Source organism: Microbacterium sp. MYb66, assembly GCF_002979435.1.
In the GTDB taxonomy this organism is placed as follows: Bacteria; Actinomycetota; Actinomycetes; order Actinomycetales; family Microbacteriaceae; genus Microbacterium.
Genome location: NZ_PCOV01000005.1, coordinates 167,356 through 190,065 on the forward strand (window position 1 = coordinate 167,356; position 22,710 = coordinate 190,065).

The window sequence follows — 22,710 nt, forward strand, 5'->3', positions numbered from 1 at the left end:
GAGGTGGCCCCGCCTGCCCGCTCAGCGCCGCACGCGGGCGCGGGTCTTCGCCACACTCGCGAGAGTCGCGCGCACCGGGGTGCCGAGGTAGAGGCCGAGGGAAGCGCCGGACGCGAGACCGATGCCGATCACCGCGGCGTCGATGAGCGATCCGCCGGCGAGCAGCATCCCGGTCGACGTGCCGGCGGCGTGCACCATCTCGAGCAGGCCCTGGAACACGGCCACACCGGGCACGAGGGGGACGATCGCCGCGGTGGTCACCGCGACCGACGGCACATGCAGGTTCCGTGCGATGAGCATCCCGACGAAGCTCGCCAGCAGCGCACCGAGCGCGGCGGCGGCTGCGGGGTGCAGGTTCAGGACGACGGCGGTCGAATAGCCGGCGATCGTGAGGGCGCTGAGCAGCGCGCTCACGAGGATGATCCGGATGCCGGCGCCGTTGAACACGGCCACGGCGACCGCGATGATGATCGCCCCGGCGAACTGATTCAGCAGCGGACCGAACGGCGCGGGGTCGTCGGGGAGATCCATCGTGAAGCCCAGGACGCCGCCGATCTCGAGCCCGACGAGGATGCCGATCACGACCCCGAGGGTCTGCATCGTCAGATCGAGGATGCGTCCGCCGGCCGTCAGCGCGAAGCCGTCGATCGCATCCTGCGCCGCGCCGACCACCGTGAGTCCGGCGAGCATCAGCACGATGCCCGAGGCCACGATGATGGACGGGCGGATGTCGACGAACGGCTCGATGCCTGCGGCTCCCAGTGCCGACACCGCGACTGCCACGACGGTCGTCACGAGACCCCCGGCGATCTGGCTGAAGAACAGCGGAACACGGAGCCTCGCGAGGCCGGCCTGCGTGAGGGCGGCGCACAGCGCGGCGACGAAGGTGAGGCCGACGATGATCGGCGAGGCTCCGAGCATGATGCTGACGCCGACGGCCAGCAGGGCGCGCGCGACGATGACGACCGGCTGCTGATAGCGGAACGGCATCCGTCGGATCGCACGGAAGGTCGTGCGCGCCGATTCGAGGTCGAGTCCGTCGTCGATGTCTGCGACGAGGGCCTGCACCCGCTGCAGCTTCGCGTGATCGGGCGCCGTCACCCGCACCACGCGGACCAGGGTCTCGGGCCAGACCTCGCCGCTCAGGTGGAACGAGACCGTGATCGAGTTGTAGGTGACGTCGACCTGCACGCCCTTCATCCCGTAGGCGTCGCACACGCGGGTGATGGCGAGGGTCACCTCGTGCGCGGAGGCGCCCACCGCGAACATCGACTCGCCGATGCGCGTCGCGAGGTCGAGCACACGCGGAACGGTGCGCTCGTCGATGACGGGCATGGCCTCGGTGTGCGCGACGGCCGAGGGATCGGTGTGCAGCAGCCGGCGTACGGAGGAGAGCAGCGGCCGACGGGATCTCGCGGACATGTCGTCCATTCTCCCGGCCGCGCTGTCGATAGAGGGGAAGGCTGTCCGGTCCTCCGCCACCCGAACGCGGAGATCGGCGGAATCGAGGGAGAAGCTGCACATGAGCACCGACCCCCGGGGTGCGCGGCTCGCGCTTAGCGCACCCGTGCGGCGGCTGTAAAGGGGAGCGCGCTGTCGACGGCGCGCCCCTATCGTTCTGGTGTGCCGAACTCCGCTCAACCCGATCATGATGTCCTCTGGGCCTGCGTCGAGGAGGGCTTCCATGTCGGAAGCCGCCGCGGCGACTTCCTCGGATACGTCGACAGGCAACCGGACGGAGGGTATCGCGCGTTCGATGCCCGCTCACGACCCCAGGGGGACTTCCCGACGCTGCCGGCAGCCACGGCCGCGGTGGAGCAGCTGATGGTCGAGGCGCTGCCCGAGTTCCACGACGGCGAGCAGGGGGTGGCGTTGTGAGCACGGAAGCCGACACCGGTCTGGTCTCCTTGGTCTACACCAGTACGGCCTCCCAGCCGTTCCGGGAAACCGCGCTCGAGCAGCTCCTCGCCGTGTGTCGGCGTCTCAACGACGCGCGTGGCATCACCGGCATGCTCCTTCATCGAGACGGGCGCTTCATCCAGGTGCTGGAGGGGCATCCGGACACCGTCGCCGACCTCGTCGACGTCATCCGCGACGACTCCCGACACCACGACCTGCGCGTGCTCATGGAGGAGTCGATCGCCGAGCGCCGCTTCCCGGACTGGACCATGGGGTACCGGGTGTTCCATCGCGGCGAGAGGCGCCCCGCGGGGTATCGGGACTCGTTCGCCGACCTGGATTCCGGTGCAGACGGGGACACCATCGTCAGAGCGCTGACCGAGCTCACCCTCTGGTTCCGAGTGCGCGCGGGGCATCGGTCGGTCGCGGCCGGAACGGCGGCGAGCCCGGGGCGGTTCGGCGAAGCGACGGCCTGATCGACGACGAGCGGCGCGGGGGGACCGCTCGCCGCGGTTTCAGTCCTGCGCGAAGATCTCGGGGTGCGCGCCGAGGAGCTCGGCCTGCTCTGTCCACGAGAGCCCCACGATGCTCAGCACGACGCGGACGACCGTCGAGTCGGCATCCGTCGTGGTGAGGCGCAGCTCGCGCAGCGTGGCGCGCGCGGTCTCCTCGATGAGGAAGGCGAGCAACTCGGCGGGCATGTCGCCGCGAAACGCGCCGGACTCCACGCCTGCTCCGGTCAGGTCGCGGATGCGGCGACGCAGGGGCGCGAGGGCGAGCACGGTGTCGGCCAGATGCGCGTCATCGAGGGCGATGTTGGCCGAGGCGCGCACGGCGGACGCCTCCCGCCACAGGCGCGTCGCCATCCGTGCCAGCGTCACTCGGGGGTCGGGGTCGTCGGTGGTCTCGGCGATCGTGTTGAACCGCTGAGCGCCCACCGCGATCACTTCGCGCAGGAGACTGTCGCGGTCGGCGAAGTGGCCGTAGACAGCCCGACGGGTGAGGCCCGCAGCCTGCGCGATCACGTCGAGCGACGCGGTGGGGTTCGTCGCGAGCACCGACTGCGCCGCGCGGAGCAGGGCGTCGCGGTTGGCCAGGGCGTCGCGTCGGCGCCCGCGCGGGGTCGGCGTGGTCATATCGGGGTCCTCTCGCGGACGAAGGAGTCAGGACATCAGCTTGGTCGACTCGAGCGCTGCGACCAACTTGCGGTTGTACGACATCAGCGGACGCCGCAGTACGAGGCCGAGGAGCAGTGCGGGGACGAGGAACAGCGCGAGTGCGCCCAGAGACCACCAGAAGTCGCCCTGGTAGACGCCGGCGATCGCCGATCTGACCATGTTCACGGCGTAGGTCGCGGGCAGGAAGGGGCTGATGCTCTGGAACCAGTCGGGCAGCAGCTGCAGCGGGTAGGCGCCGCCCGAACCCGAGATCTGGATCACCAGGAGCAGCACCGAGAGCGCCTTGCCCGCGTTGCCGAACGCGACCACCGCGGTGTAGACGATGAGGGTGAACACGGTGGAGATCACCCACCCGGCCAGGATCAGCAGGAGCGGATGTGCGGGTTCGACCTGGACGAAGAGGATCAGTCCGAGGGTCAGCAGCGTGCTCTGCGCGAGCCCGACCAGACCGAAGACGCCGTATCGGCCGAGGTACTTCTGCGTCGGCGTGAGCTCGGGGCGATCGGGGAGCGTCTCGGCGTTCACGTCGACCCGGATCGTCACGGTCATCAGAAGCGCACCCACCCACAGGGCCAGGATCATGTACAGCGGTGCCATGGCCGCGCCGAACCCCGCGACGGGGAAGACGGCGGTGCGGTCGAGGCGCACCGGCTCGGCGAGGGAGGTGGCGAGCACGCCGGGGTCGGCGCCGATCAGCTCGCTGAGATCGCCGGTGTCCGCGGCCTTCGCGATCGATTGCTGGACAGCGTCGAACCTGTCGGCCATCGCGTTCAGCGATGCTGACAACTGCGTCGTGGCCTTCTGCGCGCGCGACAGGGAAGCCTGCACGGAGTCGGATGCTCCGGACAGGACCGACGTGATGCCGGACAGGTCGGAGCGGATAGCCGACACGTCGGAGCCGATCTGCGTGAGCGTCGCCGAGAGGGAGTTCAGCTGCGCCTTCAGCCCGTTGTCGTAGGTGCTCCGCGCATCCGCGATGGCCTTCTTGGCCTCGGCGATCGCGGCCGTGATCTCCTGATGCGAGCTCTGCGCCGCGTCGTTGCCGGCCGCGATCTCGGCCGCCGCCTTCTGGAGTCGCTCCTGCAACGCCTGCTGCCGGGCGATCGCCTCGTCGAGCCTGCTGATCACGGCGGCGAAGTCGGGCTGCGCGGATTCGGGAAGGTTCGGTCCGACCTGTGTCTCCAGGGTGTTCTTGACCGCCGTGTACTGATCGACCTGCTGCTGCACGCGCTCTGCGAGCGTGGTGATCGCCTGCACCTGACTGCCGCTGAGCGAGTCGGCACCGGCGTACAGTTCGTCGATGCGCTGACCGACCGCGTCGTAGCTGCTCGACGTCGCCGCGAGCGCGTCCGCCAGGGACTGCGACGCCGTCTGCAGGGTCGACTTCAGCGTGCCTGCCGCATCCACCCCGCTGCCGAGCGCGCCCGAGGTGTCGGTGAAGGCGTCACCGGCCGAGCCGACCAGGCCCGACGCGCTGTCGAGCAGCGGTCGACTCGCCTCCAGCAGAGCCGTGAAGGTGTCTGCCGTGTGCGCCCCGGAGCGAAGCTGATCTCCCACGCTCCCGAGGCGCGCCTCGATGCGGGTGAGTGCGGCCTGCGTGTCCTCGTCGGTGAGGTAGTCCGACATCGACGAGACGAGGCCCAGAGCCACGTCGCCGAGCGTCTGGGCGAACGTGTCGCTGATCGCCGACGACACCCCCTCCGCACCCTGCCCGGTGATCTTCGGCGCCAGCGCGTTCTTCTTCTCGTTCGTGTAGAGCGCGATGTGCGTGCGGTCGCCGCCGTCGGCGTAGAACGTCAGCATGTCGGCGCTGAACGTCTCGGGCAGCACGATCGCGGCGTAGTACTCGCCCGACTCCGTTCCGTCGATCGCGTCGTGCTCGTCGGTGATGACCCAGTCGAGCTGGTCGTTCCCGCGGAGCTGGGAGAGGACCTGTTCGCCGACGTTCACGCGGATCGGCACGAGGTCGCTCTCGTACCCGGCATCGGTGCTCGCGACGGCGATCTTCAGGTCCTTCGTGTTCGCGAACGGATCCCAGCTGGCGATGACGTTGAACCAGGTGAACAGCGACGGGATGACGACGAGGCCGAACAGGACGATGCACGCCATCACGTTCTGGGTCGCGTGACGCACGTCGCGGAGCGTCAGGTGCAGGATGTCCTTCACGCGCGATCCTCCCCTGCTGCTGTGTCTTCGTCGTCTCGTGCGGGTTCGTCTTCTCGAGTCGGTTCTTCCTGTGTCGGTTCTTCCTCCGGTGTCGGTTCTTCTTCCGGTGTCGGTTCTTCTTCTGTGGGTTCGTCGTCGGCTCGTGTGGGTTCGTCCCCCGGATCCCGAGCCTGATCGGGAGCGACGGTCTCCGGCTCCGGCTCGAACCACTCGGTGAGCAGGGCGTCGGCGTCGGCACCGGCGGCCGGCGCATCCGGCACGTCCGCCTCGGTCATCGCGACGGGCGCGGAGGGTGCCTGGCCGAGCGGCCCGTCCGTCGTGGTCGGTAGGACCGCTTGACGGCCGGCGGGCCCGGCGAGAGCGAGCTCACGCAGCTCGGCGTCGTCGAGAGCTGCGACCTCCTCGCCGTTCTCGAAGCTGTGCTTGATGTACTCGATGGCGACGAGGAATCCGATGACGAGGAGGATCCAGAGCGTCCACAGGCCCAACAGCAGCGCCTTCGATCCGGGGAGCGCCCAGGTGAGGACCCCGAGCACGACGAGCCCCGCGATCCCCGTGAGCACCGTCGCCTTCAGCAGCGTCGGGTAGCGGCGGGTGAACGGCTCGGCGCGTCGCGCCAGGTCTTCGCGGTACTCGCTGCGGTTCGAGAGTGCACGGATCACGTCGGGGAGCCGGTATCCGTTGCCGACGACCTGCACCTTCTCGCCGATCAGGAGGTCGGTCGCGAGCACCTGTCGGTTGAAGAGCAGGGTGAAGTTCGCGAGCCGACGCCGCAGCACGAGCCCGATGAGGAACGCGAGGGCGACGAACACGGCGAGGGCGCCCAGGAACCGCCAGTAGTGGCCGTCGTAGAACCCGCCGATCGTCTCGCGCATCGCGTCGATGCCGTACGAGAACGGGAGGAGCGGATAGATCGCGCGGAAGAATCCGGGCATCAACTCGATCGGGTACAGCCCGGATGCCCCGGGGATCTGCATGATCACGAGCAGGATGCACAGGCCGCGGCCGACATGGCCGAACGCGACGCAGAGGGCGTAGATGATGCTCACGTAGGCGAGAGCGATGAGCACACCGGTGCCGACGAAGGCCGCGGCGCTGACGGTCTGCACGCCGATGATGAGGTTTCCGGTGCACACGATGAGCGCCTGGCCGATGGCGAGCGTCGCGAACAGGAAGAAGCGGCCGAAGTAGGCCTCGCGCACGGTGACCCCCTCGATGTCCTCGGTGTCGACTTCGACACGGAAGATCACCATGAGCACGAAGGCGCCGATCCACAGCGACAGGTTCGTGAAGAGCGCGGCCATCGCCGACCCGTAGGTGTCGACGGGGAACACCAGGTGCTCGTCGACCTCGACGGGGGAGGAGATGAACTGGGCGATCTGCTCGGGCTCGAGGTCGGTCAGCGTGCCCAGCAGACCCCATTCGGATGCCGCGTCGAGAGCGACGACGTCGGTGCGCGAGGTCTGCAGGCCCTGCTCGATGCTGGCGAGGTCGCCGTCGAAGCTCGCCAGCGCCGACGAGGTGGCCACGAGCTGAGAGTCCAACCCGCCCAGCAGCTGATCGGCCTCGGCGAGCACGCCCTTCTGCGCATCCAGTGCGGCCGAGAGCGATCCGACACTCGCCGACAGCTGCGACATGGCGCTGTTCAGCGAGGGGACGGTGCGGGTGAGGATGTCGCGCATCGTCGATGACGCATCCCTGGTGTCCTGCATGGCCTTGTCGACCGCGTCAGCCGTCGCCTGGACGGAGCGCACGGTGTCGGACGCGCCGGCCTTGAGGTCTTTCAGGTCGGCGAGCAGCTGCTGGTCGGTGGCGTTGCGCTGCTGCAGCGAGGCGATGACCTCGGTGATCTGCTGCTTCGTCTCGTCGCTGAGGTCGGTATCGGCCACGAGCGTCTGCAGGCGCGCGGCGGCCGCTTCGTTCGCCTCGAGCACGTTCGAGACGTCGTCGATCCCGGCGTCGATGCGCACGCCCGCCTGTTCGAGGCTCTGGGTGAGGCGGGTGATCGAAACGTTCGCCTTCGAGGAGGCATCGGCGAGCAGCGTCGTGCCCTGGAGGAACGCGGTGGTGGCGCTGTCGGTGAAGGCGATCACCTCCTTCTGCGTCTCGGCGATGATCGACTGCGTCTGGACGAGCGACTTCTGGACATCGCCGAGGGTCTTGTCGACATCGCCGAGCGTGCTCCGAGCGGAGGCGAGCGTGCCGCGAGACGAGGTGAGTCCTTCCTGCGTCTCGGCGAGGTTCTCGCGCGCCGACGAGATGGTCTGCGCGGCCTGGTCGAACGCGTCGAGGGTGTTGTCCCGGGCGTTCAGCAGCCGCAGCTCGGTGGAGTCGCCGACGTCTTTGAGGGCGTTCGTCGCGGCGAGGGCCACCTGCTCCTTGAAAGCGGTGGTGACCTGTTTGTCGAGTTCGGATGCGCCGACGTCGGTGATCTTGGGCGCGATCGCTCCGGCCTTCTCATTGACGTAGTACTCCAGCGCGGGCTGGGTGAAGTCGCCGCTCGTGATGCTGAGGAGATCTTCGCTGAACCGTGCGGGGATGACGATGGCGGCGTAGACGTCGCCCGTCTTCACGGCCTCCTGAGCCTCGTCTTCGCCGAGGAAGGTCCAGCCGAGCTGGTGGTCGTCCTGCAGCTGCTCGGTCACCTGCTCGCCGATGTCGACGCGGCCGGTGAGGTCGGAGGTGGCGCCCTCGTCGAGGTCGACGACGGCCACGCGGATGTTCGCGGTGTTCGCGTAGGGGTCCCAGAACGCGTTGATGTTGAACCACGCGTACAGAGCCGGGGTGATGAGCACCCCGATGATGATGATCCAGGCTTTGGGTACGCGGGAGAGTCTCTTGACGTCGCGCTTGTAGACCCGCCAGCTCTGTTTCACAGGACGAGTTTACACAGTACGTGCACACCAACGTGCAAGTTAGCTGAGGAGAAAGGGCGAGGCGCGTCAGTTCACGGTCGTGACCGTCAGCTCGTTGGTGGCGGTGTCGCACATGGTGAGCTGCCACGTGGGCGAGCCGTCCTTCATGACCCGGGCCATCTCGACGATGAGCGGACTCGGGTACTCCTCGCCCGAGAGCTGGGCCACGCTGTAGGCGCTACTGCCGTTCATCTGCTGCTCCGCCTCGGTGAGCTCGGTCTCACCCGTCGCGATGACCTCCAGCGTGCCGACGTCGACCAGCGACTCCCGGCCGAAGCTCGGGTCGTCGACCCGTTCGCCGAACATGTCCTCACGGGTGTCCGCGCTGCGCAGCCGCCACACGAAGTCGGAGTCGACCCATTCGAGGCGCAGCCCCACGATGGAGCCGCCGATCGCCTCGGACTCTCCGGGCAGGGCTTCGAGGAAGTCGGAGGGCCAGGAGACCTCCGACGGCAGGCAGGTGCCGGGGAAGCCGTCGCCGACAGCCTTCGGCGGACCCGGGATCGACCCCGAGCATCCGACGCACGCCAGGGCTCCGGCGAGCACGAGTGCGCTCGCGCGCAGTCTGAGGGGGGTGGGCATCGGTGCCTCCGTGGTCTGAGCCGGCCTCTGGGATCCTAGCCCGCGTCGCGACTCTCGTCGTGACGCCCGTCGGTCATCGCGGCACGATCGGCGAGGGGATGCCGATCAGCCCGCGCAGCTCGTCGGCGGTGACGTCGGCTCCGAACGCCGGGTTCCCGGGCTGGAGCAGCGCACCCGCTGCCAGGGTGTCGATGACGACAGGGTCGAAGCCCAGCCTGTCGATCAGCCCCGCGACCGTCGAGAGGTCGGCCGGCTCGTCTCCCGCGATGGCGATCGCCTTTCGTCCGGACGCTCCCGCGGCCGCTGCCTCGTCTTCGAGGTCGTGGTAGCCCATGTGGTTCAGGGCCTTCACGACGCGAGACTCCGGCAGGAACTCCTGCACCAGCTCGCTGGTCGAGGTGCGCGGATCGCTCAGATCGTCACGCACCCCGTCGGTCTCCCACCAGTAGTTCATGGCGTCGAGGACCAGGGCTCCGCGCAGCTGCTCGATCGGAAGCGTGCGGTACTTGCCCAGCGGAAGAGCGAGGATGACGGCGTCCGCCTCGGAGGCCGCATCCTCGGCTCGCACCGCTTGCGCACCTGGTGCGAAGACGTCGATGGTGAGCGCGATCCGCTCCGGTGCACCGGAACCGGCGATGAGCACGCGGTATCCCGCCGCGAGGGCGAGGCGGGCGATGGTCGTGCCCACCTTGCCCGCGCCGAGGATGCCGATGGTCTTGACGGTGTCGTTCATGACGGTCTCCTTCACGCGTGGACGGCCTTGCCGTCCTTGGTGATCCGGGCCACGCCGGGGTCTGCGAACGCGCCTTCTCCCGGCTCGTCGGCGAGCAGCTCGCGCACGCGCGGGGCGACCCTCTCGCCGAAGAGGCGGATGCTGCGCTCGCGCACGTCCTTCGGCAGGTGCATGATGTCGTACTTGAGGTCGAACCGGGACAGGTGGTTGCTGCGCACGGCGGCGGCGAGCTTGTGCGCGACGGTCTCGGGGGATCCGACGTAGAGGGCGCCCGTGTCGACCTCCTCCTCGTAGCGCTCCAGGGTGGGCGCATAGAAGCCGCGTTCCTTGCTCATCTGGGTCACGACCGGCTCCCAGTGCTTCCAGTGCACGTTCTTCGCCTCATCATCCGTGTCGGCGATCAGGCCGAGCGAGTGCTGCCCGATCGGGAGCTCCGGTCGCCCGAACTGCTCCAGTGCGCGCAGGTAGAGGCGCGCGTGCCCGGCGAAGCGCTCCGGGCGTCCGCCGATGATCGCCATCATCAGGGGCAGTCCGTGCTCGGCGGCGCGGATGACGGAGTCGGGGCTGCCGCCGATGCCGATCCATGCCGGGATGCCGCCCTCGGGCATCCGCGGTCGCAGTCGCACGTTCTCGAGGGGGCTGCGGTAGGTGCCGTTCCAGGTGACGCTGTCCTCGCGCATCAGACGCAGGAACAGGTCGAGCTTCTCCTCGAAGATCTGCTCGTACTCGGCGATGTCGTACCCGAAGAGGGGGAACGACTCGATCGCCGAGGCCCGCCCGAGGATGAGCTGGGCGCGGCCGTTCGAGAGCCCGTCGACGGTCGCGAACTCCTGGTACAGCCGCACCGGATCCTGCGTCGACAGCACGGTCACCGACGAACCGAGGCCGATCGTCGACGTGGCCTGCGCCGCGGCCGCCAGCAGGACGGGCGTCGCGGAGTCCATGTGCCCCTCGCGATAGTGCTCGCCGATGCTGAACACGTCGAGCCCGACCGACTCGGCCAGCTGCGCCTCCTCGACGAGCAGCCGCAGCGTCTCGCCGTCCGACAGGATGCGGCCGCCATCTGTCGCCACCTCACCGAAGGAGTTCAGCCCGAACTCGAGTTCCGTCATCTTCACCACGACCTCTCTCCACGTTCCGGCGCCTCCGGATTGACGTGTCAATTCGATGCAACCGTATGATTGACGTATCAATTCCCGGAAGGCGCCATGACCGAAGAGCGACGTCGCAGCACGCCGACACCCGAGCAGCTGCGCATCTGGCGAGGCTTCATCGAGACCGGCGAAACGCTGCGTGCCCGCCTCGCCGCGCAGCTGCAGAGCGAGTCATCGCTGTCGACCGGCGACTACCAGGTGCTCCTTGCGCTGAGTGAGGCCGAGGGGCACACGGCGCGGTCGTCCGAACTGGCCGCTCTCATCGGGTGGGAGCGCAGCCGGCTGTCACACCACCTCGGACGCATGGAGAAGCGGGGTCTGGTCCGTCGCGTCCCCTGTGCCGACGGCGTGCACGGCGTCGACGTCGTCCTCGCGGATGCCGGAGCCGAGGCGTTCCGCGCCGCGAACATCCCCCACCTCCGGGCCATCCGCGAGTTGTTCGTCGACGCGCTCTCCCCGGAGCAGCTCGCGAACGTGGACGACATCACCGCTGCGCTGAGGACGCATCTCGGGCTCGAGGGCGACGACCACCCCGCCGATCTCTCGAGGGGGTAGCGGGGCGCGCCCTGGTCGTACGGGCTGCGGCTGCGCGTCACGCGGCCGAGGAGAGAGCCGACACCCGGGGCTTGACCATCCAGATCGAGGTGACGATCGCCCCCGTGACTGCGAGGATCGCCGCCCCCACGAAGGCGGCGGAATAGCCCTGTGTCAGCTCGGTTCCCGACGGCTCGATGCCTGAGATGCCGTAGACGATCGCAGTGAGGACGGCGAGCCCGAGTGCGGAGCCGATCTGATAACTCGTGCTCACGAGACCCGATGCGACCCCGGTCTCCGCCGCGGGTGCCGCGTTGATGGCGGTCCCGAGCGAGGGGACGAACGCGAGTGACATCCCGAGGGCCGCCAGCAGCGAGGCGGGAAGGACGTCCACCGCGTATACGCCGTCCGGACGGACGAACGACAACCAGAAGAGGCCGCCGGCGAGCAGGAGCAGACCGCTGACGATCATCGACTTCGCGCCGAACCGCTCCTGAAGGCGTGGAGCGAGAGCGATCATCACGATGACGACGAGTCCTGTCATGGGAAGCAGGGCGGCGCCGGCCGCGAAGGCGCTCGCTCCGAGCACCTGCTGCAGGTACAGGTTGAGGAAGAACCACATCGACACCCATGCCGCGCCGAGGAGCAGCTGAGCGCTGTTCGCCGCGGCGAGGAGCGGGGCGCGCAACAGGCCGAGCCGCAGGAGCGGGTTCCTGCTGTGCGCCTGGATGACGAAGAAGATCCCCAGCAGGACGATCCCGCCGGCGAGCAGCGCCAGTGTCGACCAGGTGATCCAGCCGACCTCCGGAGCATTGACGACCGCGTACACCACGGCGGCGAGTCCCGCCGTGACCGTGAGAGCGCCCCAGACGTCGATGGAACCGGCTGCCTTCCTCGTGGTGCGGGGAAGAGCGGAGGCGGTGAAAGCGAGGACGATCACGGCGATCGGGACGGCGATGTAGAACACCCACGGCCAGCTCGCGTACTCGGTCAGCACTCCGCCGAGGAAGACGCCTGCGGTTCCGCCGATCGGGGCGGCGGCCCCGTAGACGGCGAAGGCCTTGGGGAGGTCCGACGTGCCGCCGAACAGCATCATGAGCAAGGTGAGTGCCGCGGGGGCGATCATCGCGGATCCGGCGCCTTGAATCGCGCGGCCGGTGATCTCCATGCCGATGTTCGTCGCCGCGCCGGCGAGCACGGACCCGACGATCAGGACCAGCCAGCCCAGCACGAAGATCTTGCGCGCGCCGAAGATGTCGGAGAGTCGGCCGCCGAGGAGGAGCAGGCCGCCGAAGGCGACCACGTAGGCATTGAAGACCCAGGACAGCGATTCGGGGGTGAAACCGAGCTCGCGCTGGATGTCGGGGAGGGCGACGCCGATGATCGACGTGTCCATGATGACGACGAACTGCGCGGCGGCGATCAGCGCCAAGCCGAGCCAGCGCTTCGCTCCGGATGCGGGGAGGGGGGACATGGAGAGCTCCTGAGGGTCAGCCGGCGTATCCGGACGGGCTCTACCCTATACCTATAGGGGGTAGGGGTATGCCGAAACGAACGAAATCTGGCTTTCCGGACCTGTCTGCTCTCTGGCTCGACCGAGAGGCCGGCCCGGCTCGCTACTCGAAGACCGGGCTGAGGAAGCGGCGCTCGTAGCGCCGGATGCACTGCGTCCGGCGCGCGAAGTCGAACGCCTCGACGCACTCCGGATCGGTCTTCGACGCGGTCCGATAGATCTCGTACTCCGCCAGGGAGGGGAACGTGAACAGCGCGAAGGCCTCGTCGCTGTCGCCCTCACTCGGCATGAAGTAGCCGTGGTGGGTTCCGCCGTGCTTCGCCACGAGTCGGATCCAGGTTCGTCCGTATTCGGTGAAGTCGTCCAGTTTGTCCGGATCGATCTCGTAGCGCAGGTGAACGGTGATCATGCGGATGATCTTTCCAGATCGGCCCGGATGCCGGGGAACCCCGACACTACGCTGAGCACGTGACGAACTCGCGCGACATGGTCCTCATCCCGGGCGGCACATTCCTGATGGGATCCGACGACTTCTATCCGGATGAGCGGCCGGCCCACCAGCGCGACGTCGATTCGTTCTTCATCGACCGCTACCAGGTGACCAACGCGCAGTACGCCGAGTTCGTCGACGCGACCGGATACGTGACGGTCGCCGAGCGCGAGCTCGATCCTGCCGCTTTCCCCGGCGCCGATCCCGCCGACCTCGTGCCGGGAGCGATGGTGTTCACCCCCACCGCCGGCCCGACCGATCTGGGCGACTGGCGCAACTGGTGGCGGTGGCAACCCGGGGCATACTGGCGTCGGCCGTTCGGACCCGACTCCTCGATCGACGACCGTCTGCAGCATCCGGTCGTGCACATCGCCTTCGAAGACGCCGTCGCCTACGCCGACTGGGTGGGGATGCGGCTCCCGACCGAAGCCGAGCACGAGTACGCGGCGCGCGGGGGACTCGAGGGCGCAGCCTTCGCGTGGGGCGACGAGCCCTACCCCGGCGGTGTCGCTCAGGCGAACTCCTGGCTCGGACGCTTTCCCTACGACAACCAGGGCGTGGGCGGCACCGCGCCCGTCGGCTCCTACCCGCCGAACGGGTACGGCCTCTACGACATGATCGCGAACGTGTGGGAATGGACGACCGACTTCTACACCCCGCGCCACATCCGACTCTCCGACAGCCCGGTCGACGCCGGCAAGCGCACGAACCTGCTGGCCGCAGCGAGTGCGCAGGAGGGATTCCCCGACATCCCCCGCCGGGTGCTCAAGGGCGGGTCGCATCTCTGCTCGCCGGACTACTGCCTGCGCTTCCGTCCGGCCGCGCGCTCGCCGCAGGCCGAGGACACCGGCATGTCGCACATCGGATTCCGCCTCACCCGTTCCGAGTGAGGTTCCCCTGGGCGCACCCGTGAGGGAGTGCTTGGCTTCGACCGAGGGCGATCGCCCCCGTCTCACGCGTCGAAGCAAGGAGTCGGCATGTCCGAGAAACCCAACATCCTCATCATCTGGGGCGACGACATCGGCATCGCGAACCTGAGCACGTACTCCGACGGTCTCATGGGCTACCGGACGCCGCACATCGATCGGATCGCCGATGAGGGCGTGAAGTTCACCGACTATTACGGTGAGCAGAGCTGCACCGCGGGGCGGGCCGCCTTCATCACCGGGCAGAATCCGTATCGCACCGGACTCACGAAGGTGGGCATGCCGGGCGCGAAGCTGGGCCTGCAGCCCGAGGACCCCACGATCGCGGACGCGCTGAAGCACCACGGCTACGCGACCGGGCAGTTCGGCAAGAACCACCTCGGCGATCGCGATGAGCACCTGCCGACCGCCCACGGCTTCGACGAGTTCTTCGGGAACCTCTACCACCTGAACGCGGAGGAGGAGCCGGAGCACCCCGACTATCCGACCGACGAGGAGTTCCCCGGGTTCAGTGAGAGGTTCCGTCCCCGCGGGGTCATCCACTCGTGGGCGAACGAGGACGGCAGCCAGCGCATCGAGGACACCGGGCCACTGACGAAGAAGCGGATGGAGACGGTCGACGAGGAGTTCCGCGATGCGGCGACGGACTTCATCCGTACGCAGGCGGCCGACGACACCCCGTTCTTCGTCTGGTTCAACTCCACCCACATGCACTTCCGCACCCACGCCAAAGAGGAGAGCACGGGGCGTGCCGGCCGCTGGCAGTCGGAGTACCACGACACGATGCTCGACCATGATGACGTCGTGGGGAGCCTGCTCGACCTGCTCGACGAGCTGGGACTGGCCGAGAACACGATCGTGATGTACTCCACCGACAACGGGCCGCACATGAACAGCTGGCCGGATGCCGGCATGACCCCGTTCCGGAACGAGAAGAACTCCAACTGGGAGGGCGCCTACCGGGTGCCGGCGATGGTCCGCTGGCCGGGACGCATCCCGGCCGGGACCACGCTGAACGGAATCGTGAGTCACAACGACTGGTTCGTGACATTGCTCGCCGCGGTCGGAGACGACGACATCGCTGATCGCCTGAAGGCGGGGACCGTGCTGCACGGCACCGAGTTCAAGGTCCACCTCGACGGACACAATCAGCTCGACTACGTGACCGGCGAGGTCGGGCACAGCCCGCGTCGGCACTTCTTCTACGTCTCGGACGACGGCGACCTCACGGCGCTGCGCTTCGACCAATGGAAGTTCGTGTTCCTCGAACAGCGCGCCGTGGGAACGCTGCTCGTCTGGCAGGAGCCGTACATCGAGCTGCGGTTCCCGAAGCTGTTCAACCTGCGCACGGATCCCTTCGAGCGGGCGGACATCACGTCGAACACGTACTGGGACTGGGTGCTCGACCACGTCTTCCTGATGATTCCCGCCCAGGCATATGTCGCGCGCATGCTGCAGACCCTCGCCGAGTTCCCCGCGCGGCAGGAGTCGGCGTCGTTCACGATCAACCAGGTGATGGCGAAGCTGGAGTCGACGGTCGGCAGCTCCTGACAGCCCACGAGAGTCCGTCCGATGGCCGGATGGCCGGCGTCGTCGGAGAGATCAGGCTTGCGCGCCGCGATCATCCGGTCGGTTGATCGAGAGGCGTCGTATCTCGCCGGCAGACCAATCAGCGGCCTCTGACGTGTCCGGCTCCGTGACGATCTTGTCGAACATCGAGATCAAGGGGCCGAGGTCCTGCTCATCGGATCCGATTCGCGCGGCCAGGTGGTTCTCCTCGCCGTGGACCGGGCGCCAATCGAGTTGCCAGCCGGCTTCGAGCGCCACGCGATTCCAGAAGATGCGCTGGGTTCGTCCGTTCCCCTCGCGGAAGGGGTGGATGTAGTTGATCTTCTCGTAGTGGTAGGCGAGCCGCTCGACGAAGGAGTCGCGAGGCAGGTCGGCCAGGAACCCATCGGCGGCGAGTTCAGCGAAGCAGATGCCGGACGCACGTTCGATGAATCCGTAGGGGAGAAAGTAGTCGGCGCCAGGGACATTCTTGCGGACATCGACCGTGCGGAGATCTCCCGCCCAGTCGTAGAGATCCTGGAAGAGGTGCCGGTGGATCGCCTGAAGCTCGCGTAGGTCGTTCGTCGGGGTGACGGGCGAATCGAGAAGCTGCAGCGCACGGGCGAACGAGAGGTCGGCCTCGGCGGCAGCGAGGGCCTCGGCTGTTGCGGCTCCGACGAGGTTCCGGAGCACATTGCTCTGCGGAATCAGATAAGGGTCGGTGAACTCAGGAGAGTCCATACCGGGCTCGCACCCGATCCACGAGTTCATCCGAGTCGATGGTGCCTGCAACATAGGAGTCGGCATCAGCGCGGGTCTCGGGCGTGACCTCCAGGCCCTCGATCTCTGCGCTGTGGATCGTGTCTTCGACCCGACGTGATCGAGCTTGAGTGATCGTCATGTCTGCCTCCCTCCGCCACTCTCAGTCTAAGCGTCGGGTGAGACATCCGCGCGGTGCTCGTTCAGCCGCGGGGCGGCCCGGACGACTCGCGGATGATGAGCTCGTGCGCGGTCTCGATGGTCCGTGCCTCGTCGCTCGCCGGGCGGAGGATCAGCGAGACGGCATGCTGCCCCATCTCGAACATCGGGATGCGCGCGGTGGTCAGGGCGGGCGCGACATCCGGGGCGACGGCGATGTCGTCGAATCCGACGACCGACATCTCCTCCGGAACGCGGATGCCGTGCTGTCGCAGCTCGCTGAGGATGCCGATCGCCATCGCGTCGTTGAGGCCGACGATGGCGGTGAGGCCCCGGTCGAGCAGCTCGCGGGCGCCGGCGATGCCGCCTTCCCGGGTGAAGGCCTTCGAGACCACGGTGAGCTCCACGCCGGGGTCGCTCGTGCCCTCCCGCAGTCCCGCGATGCGATCGGCCACCGTGTTGAGGTCGAGCGGTCCGGCGACGACCCCGATCCTGCGGTGGCCCAGCTCGGCGAGGTGTCGTCCGACCGACACGCCGGCGCGTTGATTGTCGGGGAGAACGGCATCGACGGGAAGGTGATGGCGGCCGATGACCGCGACCCGCCCGCCCGCCACCGTGAAGTCCAGGAGCGCCGCGGACATGCCCTGCTCCCGGCTCGCGTCGGCGTAACCGGACCCCGCGATGATGATCGAACCGACGCGTTGGCGCAGCAGTGACTTCACCTGCGCGAGCTCACTGTCGGGCGTCCTGTCGGCCTGCGCGATCTGCACCGATCGATTCTCGAGCGTCGCGCTGCGGATGACGCCGCTGGCGATGTCGGAGAAGTACGGGTCTCCGATCTCGTGCACCACGAGCCCGATCGTCGGCACGAGTCCGCCGGCGAGACCTCGGGCATGCATGTTGGGTTCGTAGCCGAGCTGCTTCGCGATCACGCGGACGTGCGCGGCCACCTCGGGAGAGATGCCGGAACCGCCGGTCATCGCTCGCGACGCGCTCGCGAGGGAGACCCCTGCGGTTTCGGCCACATCGATGAGTCGTGGCGCGCCTTCACGCTTCACGAAACCTCCCCCTGTGGAGCAAGATCAACGCTGATTGCGAGGTAGGTTGCTCTTCGTTCTTCGGTCCCACTATAGTGGCGGAAGCGCTTACGAAAGCGCTTTCGCTACGATGACGTAGGAGACTCGGATGACTGCACCCAGACACGGTCGACGGATCGCTGCCGCGATCGGAACGCTGTCGATCGCCGCGCTCACGGTTTCGGCCTGCTCGGCCACCGGCGATCAGGCGGAAGGGGGTGGCTCCGACGATCCGATCGTCATCGGCATCTCGCTGCCGCTCACCGGCGACTTCTCCGAACCGGGCAAGGGTGTCGAGCGGGGCTACGAGGCCTGGCGCGACATCGTCAACGAGAACGGCGGTCTCCTCGGCCGCCAGGTCGAGCTGAAGATCCTCGACGACCAGTCGAACGCCGATCGGGTCGTGTCGGACTACGAGTCGCTGATCGCACAGGACGGCGTCGACCTCGTGTTCGGTCCGTTCTCGACGCGGCTCGTCGTTCCCTCGGCACGTGTCGCCCAGGAGTACGGGATGCTCTTCGTCGAGCCGGCCGGCGCGGCGGAAGAGGTCTTCGAGCAGGGCTTCGACAACCTCTTCTACGCGGCCCCCGCGATCGCGAACGACCACTACAACAACCTGGCGGAGTATCTGCTCGCCCTTCCCGAAGGGGAGCGCCCCGAGACGGCGGCGGTCGCCGCGATGGACGACCCCTTCGCTCAGGGCACCGCCTACGGCCTCAGGGACAAGCTCGAGGAGGCCGGCGTCGAGATCGTCGTGGACGAGGTCTACCCGCCGAACACGACCGACTTCTCGACCATCGCGGCCAAGATCGCGCAGTCGGATGCCGACATGGTGATCGGCGGAACGCAGTATCAGGACGCCGTCAACCTCATCATCGCGCTCCAGCAGCTGAACTATCAGCCGGAGCTGGCGGCGTTCTCGACCGCTCCGACCAACCCCGAGTTCGCCGCCGCGATCGGCGGTGCGACCGAAGGCATCCTCGCTCCCACCGGCTATTCGCCGAAGTCGCAGTTCCCCAGCAACGTCGAGTTCGTCGAGAAGTACACCGAGATGCACGGCAACCCGCCCTCGGAGGACGAGGCCAACGCGTACACGACCGGTCAGGTCGTCGCCGCAGCGGTCGAGGCCGTCGGCTGCGCCGAGCAGGGCGAGTGCCAGCAGGAGCTCATCGACTGGCTGCGCGACAACTCCGTCGACACCGTCGTCGGAGAGCTCAGCTGGGACGAGACGGGCAAGCCCACCGGCGCGCACCTCATCCAGCAGTGGATCGACGGCGAGATCCTGATCGTCCTCCCCGAGGACGTCAAGGAAGCCGACTTCCTCTTCCCGAAGCCGACGTGGTGATCCGCACATCGTGAGTGGAGCACTGCTGCTGCAAAGCCTGATCCTCGGCATCCTGCTGGGAGGGCTTTACGCCCTCCTGGCGGCCGGGCTCACGCTGTACTTCGGGATCATGCGCGTCGTCATGATCGCGCACTCCGCCTTCCTCATCCTGGCCGCGTACCTCGCGTGGTGGTTCAACCGGGAGACCGGAATCGACCCGCTCGTGTCGCTCGTCGTCACCGTGCCCCTGTTCTTCCTGACCGGCGTCGTCATGCAGCGACTGCTCGTCTCGAGGCTCAAGCCGCTGACCCTGACCATGATGTCGGTGCTGCTCACGTTCGCCGTGGCACTGATCATCGAGGGGGCGCTCGGGTTCTTCTTCACCGGAACCCAGCGCCGCATCCCCCTCCCGTATGCCAGTGCGAGTCTCGACTTCTTCGGCGCGCAGGTGCCGGTGGTCAAGCTCATCGCCTTCGGTCTCGCGGCCGTCGCCCTCGCGCTCCTGTTCGTGCTGCTGAAGTACACGAAGTTCGGGCAGGCGCTGCGGGCGACGATCCAGCATCCGGAGGCCGCGCGACTGGTCGGCATCAACACCGACCGCGTCGCCGGCTACGGGTTCGGACTCGGACTCGCCACGGCGGCGATCGGCGGCACCGCGCTCTCGCTCGATGCCACGATCTACCCGTCGCTGCACTGGCACTGGATCGGACCGCTCATGGCGATCATCGTCGTCGGCGGACTCGGCAGCATCCCGGGCGCCGCCATCGCGGCTCTCGTCCTCGGGATCGCGCAGAGCCTGCTCCAGCTCCCGCTGGGGCCGACGTGGGCGCAGACGGTGTTCTACGTCGCCCTCTTCGCGACGCTCATGTTCCGTCCGCAAGGATTCTTCGGAGGTCGTCTTGCCCAGCGTTTCTAGTAGAGAGCCGATCGCCACCGAGACGGTCGTGATCGCTCCATCCGCCCCCGCGCGGCGCACCTCGGCGAAGTGGGTGAGCATCGTCCTCCTCATCGTGGGCGCAGCTCTGATCCTCTCGTTCCCGACCATCGCCCCGAACCCGTACATCCTGTCGGCGGGCGTCGTGATCCTCAACTACGCCGTGCTGTCGACGGGGTGGAACTTCATGGGCGGGTTCACGGGATACATCTCCCTCGGGCACGCCGCCTACTTCGGACTCGGCGCCTACGGCACCGGGCTCCTGATCAAGTACCTCGACCTTCCGGGCTTCGCCGCCTGGATCCTCGCGGCCGTGCTCGTCTCGATCATCGCGATCCCGATCGGCATCGCCGCCCTCCGGGTGCGCGGCGCCTCGTTCGTGATCGTGTCGATCGCCTTCGTCCTGATCATGCTGCTGGTCTTCCAGAGCTGGCGCGAGGTCACCGGCGGCTCCGAGGGATTGAACGTCCCGCGGCCGTTCGACGTGCTGCGTCCCGAGCACCACCGCATCTTCTACTACCTGTTCGCAGGCCTCCTGGCCGCAGCTCTCCTGGTGTGGTGGATCATCGACCGGTCCAAGTTCGGGACGGCGCTCAAGTCGATCCGCGAGGACGAGGACAAGGCGCAGTCGCTCGGGGTCCCCACCACGCGGTACAAGCTGATCGCCTACGTGCTGTCGGCGCTGTTCGTCTCCCTGGGCGGCGGACTCTACGCCCTGTGGTTCGGCGACCTAGATCCCATCTTCCAGTTCTCGATCCTGATCGGCTCGTACATGGTGCTGATGGCGCTGCTCGGCGGGGTGCGCAACCTCTTCGGCCCGCTGCTCGGAGCCGTCGTGGTCGGCATCGCGCTCGAGTATTTCAAGCTCGAGTTCGGCGACACGCAGTTCCACCTCATCGCCACCGGCATCCTGCTCGGCATCGTCGTCCTGTTCATGCCCGACGGCATCATTCCCGCCGTGAAGGGACTGTTCACGCGCTCGTCGAACGCGGCATCGATCCGCGAGGTCACCGCCGGCGAGCTGCTCGAGCAGAACAAGACCCGAACAGCGGATGCCTCGACGAAGGAGACGTCGTCATGAACGCCCCCACGGCACAGTCCACCCGCACGCTGGAGAGCCTGAGCACGGTCGAGATGACCAAGTCCTTCGGCGGCGTCACCGCCGTCGACGGCGCGACGGTCACGTTCCAGGAGGGCAAGGTCAACGGCCTGATCGGGCCGAACGGCTCGGGCAAGACCACCTTCTTCAACTGCGTCACCGGCATGATCAAGCCTGACTCGGGCGAGGTGCGGTACCGGGGGCAGGCGATCACCCGCAAGTCGCCCGACCGCATCGCCCGCGCCGGCATCGGTCGCAGCTTCCAGCTCTGCCGGGTGTTCCCGCGCATGACGGTGATGGAGAACCTGCTCGTGGCGGTGCGCAGCACGAGCATCCGCCAGCAGTTGCGTTCCGCGCACGATCCGGACGAGCTGGAGCGGGCGCGCGGTTGGCTGCGGCGCGTCGGCATCGACCACCTCGAGCACGCCGAGGCCCGCAACCTCAGCTACGGCCAGCAGAAGCTGCTGGAGCTGGCGGGCGTGCTCATGGGCGAACCCGACACGATCATGCTCGACGAGCCGGCCGGTGGCGTGAACCCCGCCCTCATCGGACGCATCGCCACCCTGGTGCGCGAGCTCAACGAAGAGGGCAAGACGTTCATCATCGTCGAGCACAACATGGAGATGGTCATGAGCCTGTGCGACCACGTCGTGGTGTTCGACCGCGGGCGCCAGATCGCCGAGGGAACGCCTGCGATCATCCAGCAAGACCCGCGAGTCCTGGAGGCCTATCTTGGAGTCTGAAGCGAAGAACCTGCTCGAGCTGCGCGACATCGAGGCCGGCTACGGTCGGGCGGCGCTCGTGCTCCGCGGCCTCACGGTCGAGGTGCCGCCCGGATCGGTGGTCTGCCTCGTCGGCCCCAACGGCGCCGGCAAGTCGACCGTGCTCAAGGTGGCCAGCGGCATGCTCAAGCCCCGGTCGGGGAAGATCGAGGTCGACGGCCGCGACATCACCGGCGAGGGGCCGCAGTCGATGCTGCGCCACGGGCTCGCGCACGTGCTGCAGGGGCACAGCGTGTTCCGCGAGATGACGGTCGGTGAGAACGTGATGCTCGGCGCCTTCACCCTCAAGGACCAGAAGGTCATCCAGGAGCGCGTCGAGTTCGTGCAGAACCTTTTCCCCATCGTGGGGGAGCGGTGGAAGCAGCTCGCCGGCCTGCTCTCGGGCGGTCAGCAGAAGCAGGTCGAGTTCGCGCGATCGCTGATGGTGAGCCCGAAGGTCGTGCTGCTCGACGAGCCCTCGATGGGCCTGGACCCCAAGACGACCGAGAAGGTCTTCGAGCAGATCGTGCGCATGCGCGACGCCGGAACCGCGGTGCTGCTCGTGGAGCAGAACGCGCGGCGGGCGCTCGAGACCGCAGACATCGGGTGCGTCCTCGACCTCGGTCGGGTGCACATCTCGGGCCCGGCATCCGAACTGCTTGCGGACCCGACACTCGCGGCCCTGTACCTGGGCGGCAAGCCGGCCGTCCCCGACGCCGGCTGAACCCCCGGGCGGGAGGAGGCAGTCGATGCCTCCTCCCGCTTTTTCGTCCATCCTGCGAAAGCGCTTCCGAAAGCGTTTCCGCCCTGACTCGCTCCACCGCTCCACCCACCCTCCTCGCTGCAGTGCCGCCCCGGGGAGGGAGGACGACCCATCGGCACGACACCGCACGACGACGACGTTGAGAGGTTTCTGATGCACGAACGAATCATGCGACCCGCGAGCTCGAGCACCCGATC

The 22,710-nt window shown here is 67.8% G+C and carries 22 protein-coding genes; 10 read left to right on the top strand and 12 right to left on the bottom strand.

Translation table 11 applies throughout. The features are described from left to right. Window positions 1-21: 21 nt before the first annotated feature. Window positions 22-1,422, bottom strand: a complete 1,401-nt coding sequence (locus CQ045_RS12225) for a threonine/serine exporter ThrE family protein (RefSeq protein ID WP_105724234.1) — start codon at window positions 1,420-1,422, stop codon at window positions 22-24. A 201-nt stretch (window positions 1,423-1,623) separates the two neighbouring features. Between CQ045_RS12225 and CQ045_RS12230 the strand changes: the two genes are divergently transcribed. Continuing rightward, entirely contained in the window at window positions 1,624-1,878 is a 255-nt protein-coding gene (locus CQ045_RS12230) for a hypothetical protein (RefSeq protein WP_105724058.1), read from the top strand. Then, entirely contained in the window at window positions 1,875-2,375 is a 501-nt protein-coding gene (locus CQ045_RS12235) for a BLUF domain-containing protein (RefSeq protein WP_105724060.1), read from the top strand. The genes CQ045_RS12230 and CQ045_RS12235 overlap by 4 nt, the downstream gene beginning before the upstream one ends. Window positions 2,376-2,414: 39 nt before the next feature. Here the strand turns inward: CQ045_RS12235 and CQ045_RS12240 are convergent, their stop codons facing one another. From CQ045_RS12240 to CQ045_RS12265, 6 genes are all read right to left on the bottom strand, one after another. Continuing rightward, window positions 2,415-3,035: a TetR/AcrR family transcriptional regulator gene (locus CQ045_RS12240; protein ID WP_105724063.1), complete on the bottom strand. Its 621-nt coding sequence runs from the start codon at window positions 3,033-3,035 to the stop codon at window positions 2,415-2,417. Window positions 3,036-3,062: 27 nt separating this feature from the next. Then, window positions 3,063-5,243, bottom strand: a complete 2,181-nt coding sequence (locus CQ045_RS12245) for a YhgE/Pip domain-containing protein (protein ID WP_105724065.1) — start codon at window positions 5,241-5,243, stop codon at window positions 3,063-3,065. Continuing rightward, window positions 5,240-8,119 carry a YhgE/Pip domain-containing protein gene (locus CQ045_RS12250; RefSeq protein WP_105724066.1) on the bottom strand — a complete coding sequence of 960 codons (2,880 nt, stop codon included), beginning with the start codon at window positions 8,117-8,119 and terminating at the stop codon, window positions 5,240-5,242. Before CQ045_RS12250 ends, CQ045_RS12245 begins: the two co-directional genes overlap by 4 nt. Before the next feature lie 66 nt (window positions 8,120-8,185). Next, the gene (locus tag CQ045_RS12255; protein WP_105724067.1) at window positions 8,186-8,740 is read right to left on the bottom strand and encodes a hypothetical protein; all 555 of its coding nucleotides are present in this window, start codon (window positions 8,738-8,740) and stop codon (window positions 8,186-8,188) included. Between the two features lie 73 nt (window positions 8,741-8,813). Then, the gene (locus CQ045_RS12260) at window positions 8,814-9,473 is read right to left on the bottom strand and encodes an NADPH-dependent F420 reductase (RefSeq protein ID WP_105724068.1); all 660 of its coding nucleotides are present in this window, start codon (window positions 9,471-9,473) and stop codon (window positions 8,814-8,816) included. 11 nt (window positions 9,474-9,484) lie between these two features. Then, window positions 9,485-10,585, bottom strand: a complete 1,101-nt coding sequence (locus CQ045_RS12265; RefSeq protein ID WP_105724236.1) for an LLM class flavin-dependent oxidoreductase — start codon at window positions 10,583-10,585, stop codon at window positions 9,485-9,487. Between the two features lie 96 nt (window positions 10,586-10,681). On the opposite strand from CQ045_RS12265, the gene CQ045_RS12270 reads away from it, so the two are divergent. Beyond that, entirely contained in the window at window positions 10,682-11,182 is a 501-nt protein-coding gene (locus CQ045_RS12270; RefSeq protein WP_105724069.1) for a MarR family winged helix-turn-helix transcriptional regulator, read from the top strand. A gap of 37 nt (window positions 11,183-11,219) precedes the next feature. Here the strand turns inward: CQ045_RS12270 and CQ045_RS12275 are convergent, their stop codons facing one another. Then, window positions 11,220-12,635 carry an MFS transporter gene (locus CQ045_RS12275; RefSeq protein WP_105724070.1) on the bottom strand — a complete coding sequence of 472 codons (1,416 nt, stop codon included), beginning with the start codon at window positions 12,633-12,635 and terminating at the stop codon, window positions 11,220-11,222. Window positions 12,636-12,777: 142 nt separating this feature from the next. Beyond that, window positions 12,778-13,083 (bottom strand): NIPSNAP family protein, encoded by a 306-nt coding sequence (locus tag CQ045_RS12280; protein ID WP_105724072.1) that lies wholly within the window; start codon window positions 13,081-13,083, stop codon window positions 12,778-12,780. Between the two features lie 77 nt (window positions 13,084-13,160). On the opposite strand from CQ045_RS12280, the gene CQ045_RS12285 reads away from it, so the two are divergent. Continuing rightward, complete coding sequence (locus CQ045_RS12285) at window positions 13,161-14,054, top strand: formylglycine-generating enzyme family protein (RefSeq protein ID WP_105724238.1); 894 nt, start codon at window positions 13,161-13,163, stop codon at window positions 14,052-14,054. An 87-nt stretch (window positions 14,055-14,141) separates the two neighbouring features. Further along, on the top strand, window positions 14,142-15,641 hold the full coding sequence (locus CQ045_RS12290; RefSeq protein ID WP_105724074.1) for an arylsulfatase: 1,500 nt from the start codon (window positions 14,142-14,144) through the stop codon (window positions 15,639-15,641). 51 nt (window positions 15,642-15,692) lie between these two features. On the opposite strand, the gene CQ045_RS12295 is transcribed toward CQ045_RS12290, so the two are convergent. The 3 genes from CQ045_RS12295 to CQ045_RS12300 form a co-directional block, all read right to left on the bottom strand. Next, window positions 15,693-16,379, bottom strand: a complete 687-nt coding sequence (locus CQ045_RS12295) for a Fic family protein (RefSeq protein ID WP_105724075.1) — start codon at window positions 16,377-16,379, stop codon at window positions 15,693-15,695. Beyond that, complete coding sequence (locus CQ045_RS18865) at window positions 16,366-16,539, bottom strand: antitoxin VbhA family protein (RefSeq protein ID WP_181156552.1); 174 nt, start codon at window positions 16,537-16,539, stop codon at window positions 16,366-16,368. Before CQ045_RS18865 ends, CQ045_RS12295 begins: the two co-directional genes overlap by 14 nt. Window positions 16,540-16,600: 61 nt before the next feature. Then, the gene (locus CQ045_RS12300; RefSeq protein ID WP_105724077.1) at window positions 16,601-17,614 is read right to left on the bottom strand and encodes a LacI family DNA-binding transcriptional regulator; all 1,014 of its coding nucleotides are present in this window, start codon (window positions 17,612-17,614) and stop codon (window positions 16,601-16,603) included. A gap of 127 nt (window positions 17,615-17,741) precedes the next feature. Between CQ045_RS12300 and CQ045_RS12305 the strand changes: the two genes are divergently transcribed. The 5 genes from CQ045_RS12305 to CQ045_RS12325 are packed head-to-tail and all read left to right on the top strand — an operon-like array spanning window position 17,742 to window position 22,474. After that, entirely contained in the window at window positions 17,742-18,977 is a 1,236-nt protein-coding gene (locus CQ045_RS12305; protein WP_219844419.1) for an amino acid ABC transporter substrate-binding protein, read from the top strand. 10 nt (window positions 18,978-18,987) lie between these two features. Further along, window positions 18,988-19,872 (top strand): branched-chain amino acid ABC transporter permease, encoded by an 885-nt coding sequence (locus CQ045_RS12310; protein ID WP_091028649.1) that lies wholly within the window; start codon window positions 18,988-18,990, stop codon window positions 19,870-19,872. A 28-nt stretch (window positions 19,873-19,900) separates the two neighbouring features. Then, window positions 19,901-20,971 carry a branched-chain amino acid ABC transporter permease gene (locus CQ045_RS12315; protein ID WP_258131055.1) on the top strand — a complete coding sequence of 357 codons (1,071 nt, stop codon included), beginning with the start codon at window positions 19,901-19,903 and terminating at the stop codon, window positions 20,969-20,971. Further along, a complete protein-coding gene (locus CQ045_RS12320) occupies window positions 20,968-21,732 on the top strand; it encodes an ABC transporter ATP-binding protein (RefSeq protein WP_105724082.1) in 765 nt (254 codons plus the stop codon). The genes CQ045_RS12315 and CQ045_RS12320 overlap by 4 nt, the downstream gene beginning before the upstream one ends. After that, on the top strand, window positions 21,722-22,474 hold the full coding sequence (locus tag CQ045_RS12325; protein WP_105724084.1) for an ABC transporter ATP-binding protein: 753 nt from the start codon (window positions 21,722-21,724) through the stop codon (window positions 22,472-22,474). Before CQ045_RS12320 ends, CQ045_RS12325 begins: the two co-directional genes overlap by 11 nt. The last annotated feature ends 236 nt before the right edge of the window (window positions 22,475-22,710 follow it).

Coding starts and splice junctions, on each gene's coding strand:
- CQ045_RS12280 (WP_105724072.1), bottom strand. CDS start 13,083: ATGATCACCGTTCACCTGCGCTACGAGATCGATCCGGACAAACTGGAC.
- CQ045_RS12290 (WP_105724074.1), top strand. CDS start 14,142: ATGTCCGAGAAACCCAACATCCTCATCATCTGGGGCGACGACATCGGC.
- CQ045_RS18865 (WP_181156552.1), bottom strand. CDS start 16,539: ATGACGATCACTCAAGCTCGATCACGTCGGGTCGAAGACACGATCCAC.
- CQ045_RS12305 (WP_219844419.1), top strand. CDS start 17,742: ATGACTGCACCCAGACACGGTCGACGGATCGCTGCCGCGATCGGAACG.
- CQ045_RS12270 (WP_105724069.1), top strand. CDS start 10,682: ATGACCGAAGAGCGACGTCGCAGCACGCCGACACCCGAGCAGCTGCGC.
- CQ045_RS12320 (WP_105724082.1), top strand. CDS start 20,968: ATGAACGCCCCCACGGCACAGTCCACCCGCACGCTGGAGAGCCTGAGC.
- CQ045_RS12265 (WP_105724236.1), bottom strand. CDS start 10,585: ATGACGGAACTCGAGTTCGGGCTGAACTCCTTCGGTGAGGTGGCGACA.
- CQ045_RS12285 (WP_105724238.1), top strand. CDS start 13,161: ATGGTCCTCATCCCGGGCGGCACATTCCTGATGGGATCCGACGACTTC.
- CQ045_RS12260 (WP_105724068.1), bottom strand. CDS start 9,473: ATGAACGACACCGTCAAGACCATCGGCATCCTCGGCGCGGGCAAGGTG.
- CQ045_RS12255 (WP_105724067.1), bottom strand. CDS start 8,740: ATGCCCACCCCCCTCAGACTGCGCGCGAGCGCACTCGTGCTCGCCGGA.
- CQ045_RS12240 (WP_105724063.1), bottom strand. CDS start 3,035: ATGACCACGCCGACCCCGCGCGGGCGCCGACGCGACGCCCTGGCCAAC.
- CQ045_RS12225 (WP_105724234.1), bottom strand. CDS start 1,422: ATGTCCGCGAGATCCCGTCGGCCGCTGCTCTCCTCCGTACGCCGGCTG.
- CQ045_RS12295 (WP_105724075.1), bottom strand. CDS start 16,379: ATGGACTCTCCTGAGTTCACCGACCCTTATCTGATTCCGCAGAGCAAT.
- CQ045_RS12275 (WP_105724070.1), bottom strand. CDS start 12,635: ATGTCCCCCCTCCCCGCATCCGGAGCGAAGCGCTGGCTCGGCTTGGCG.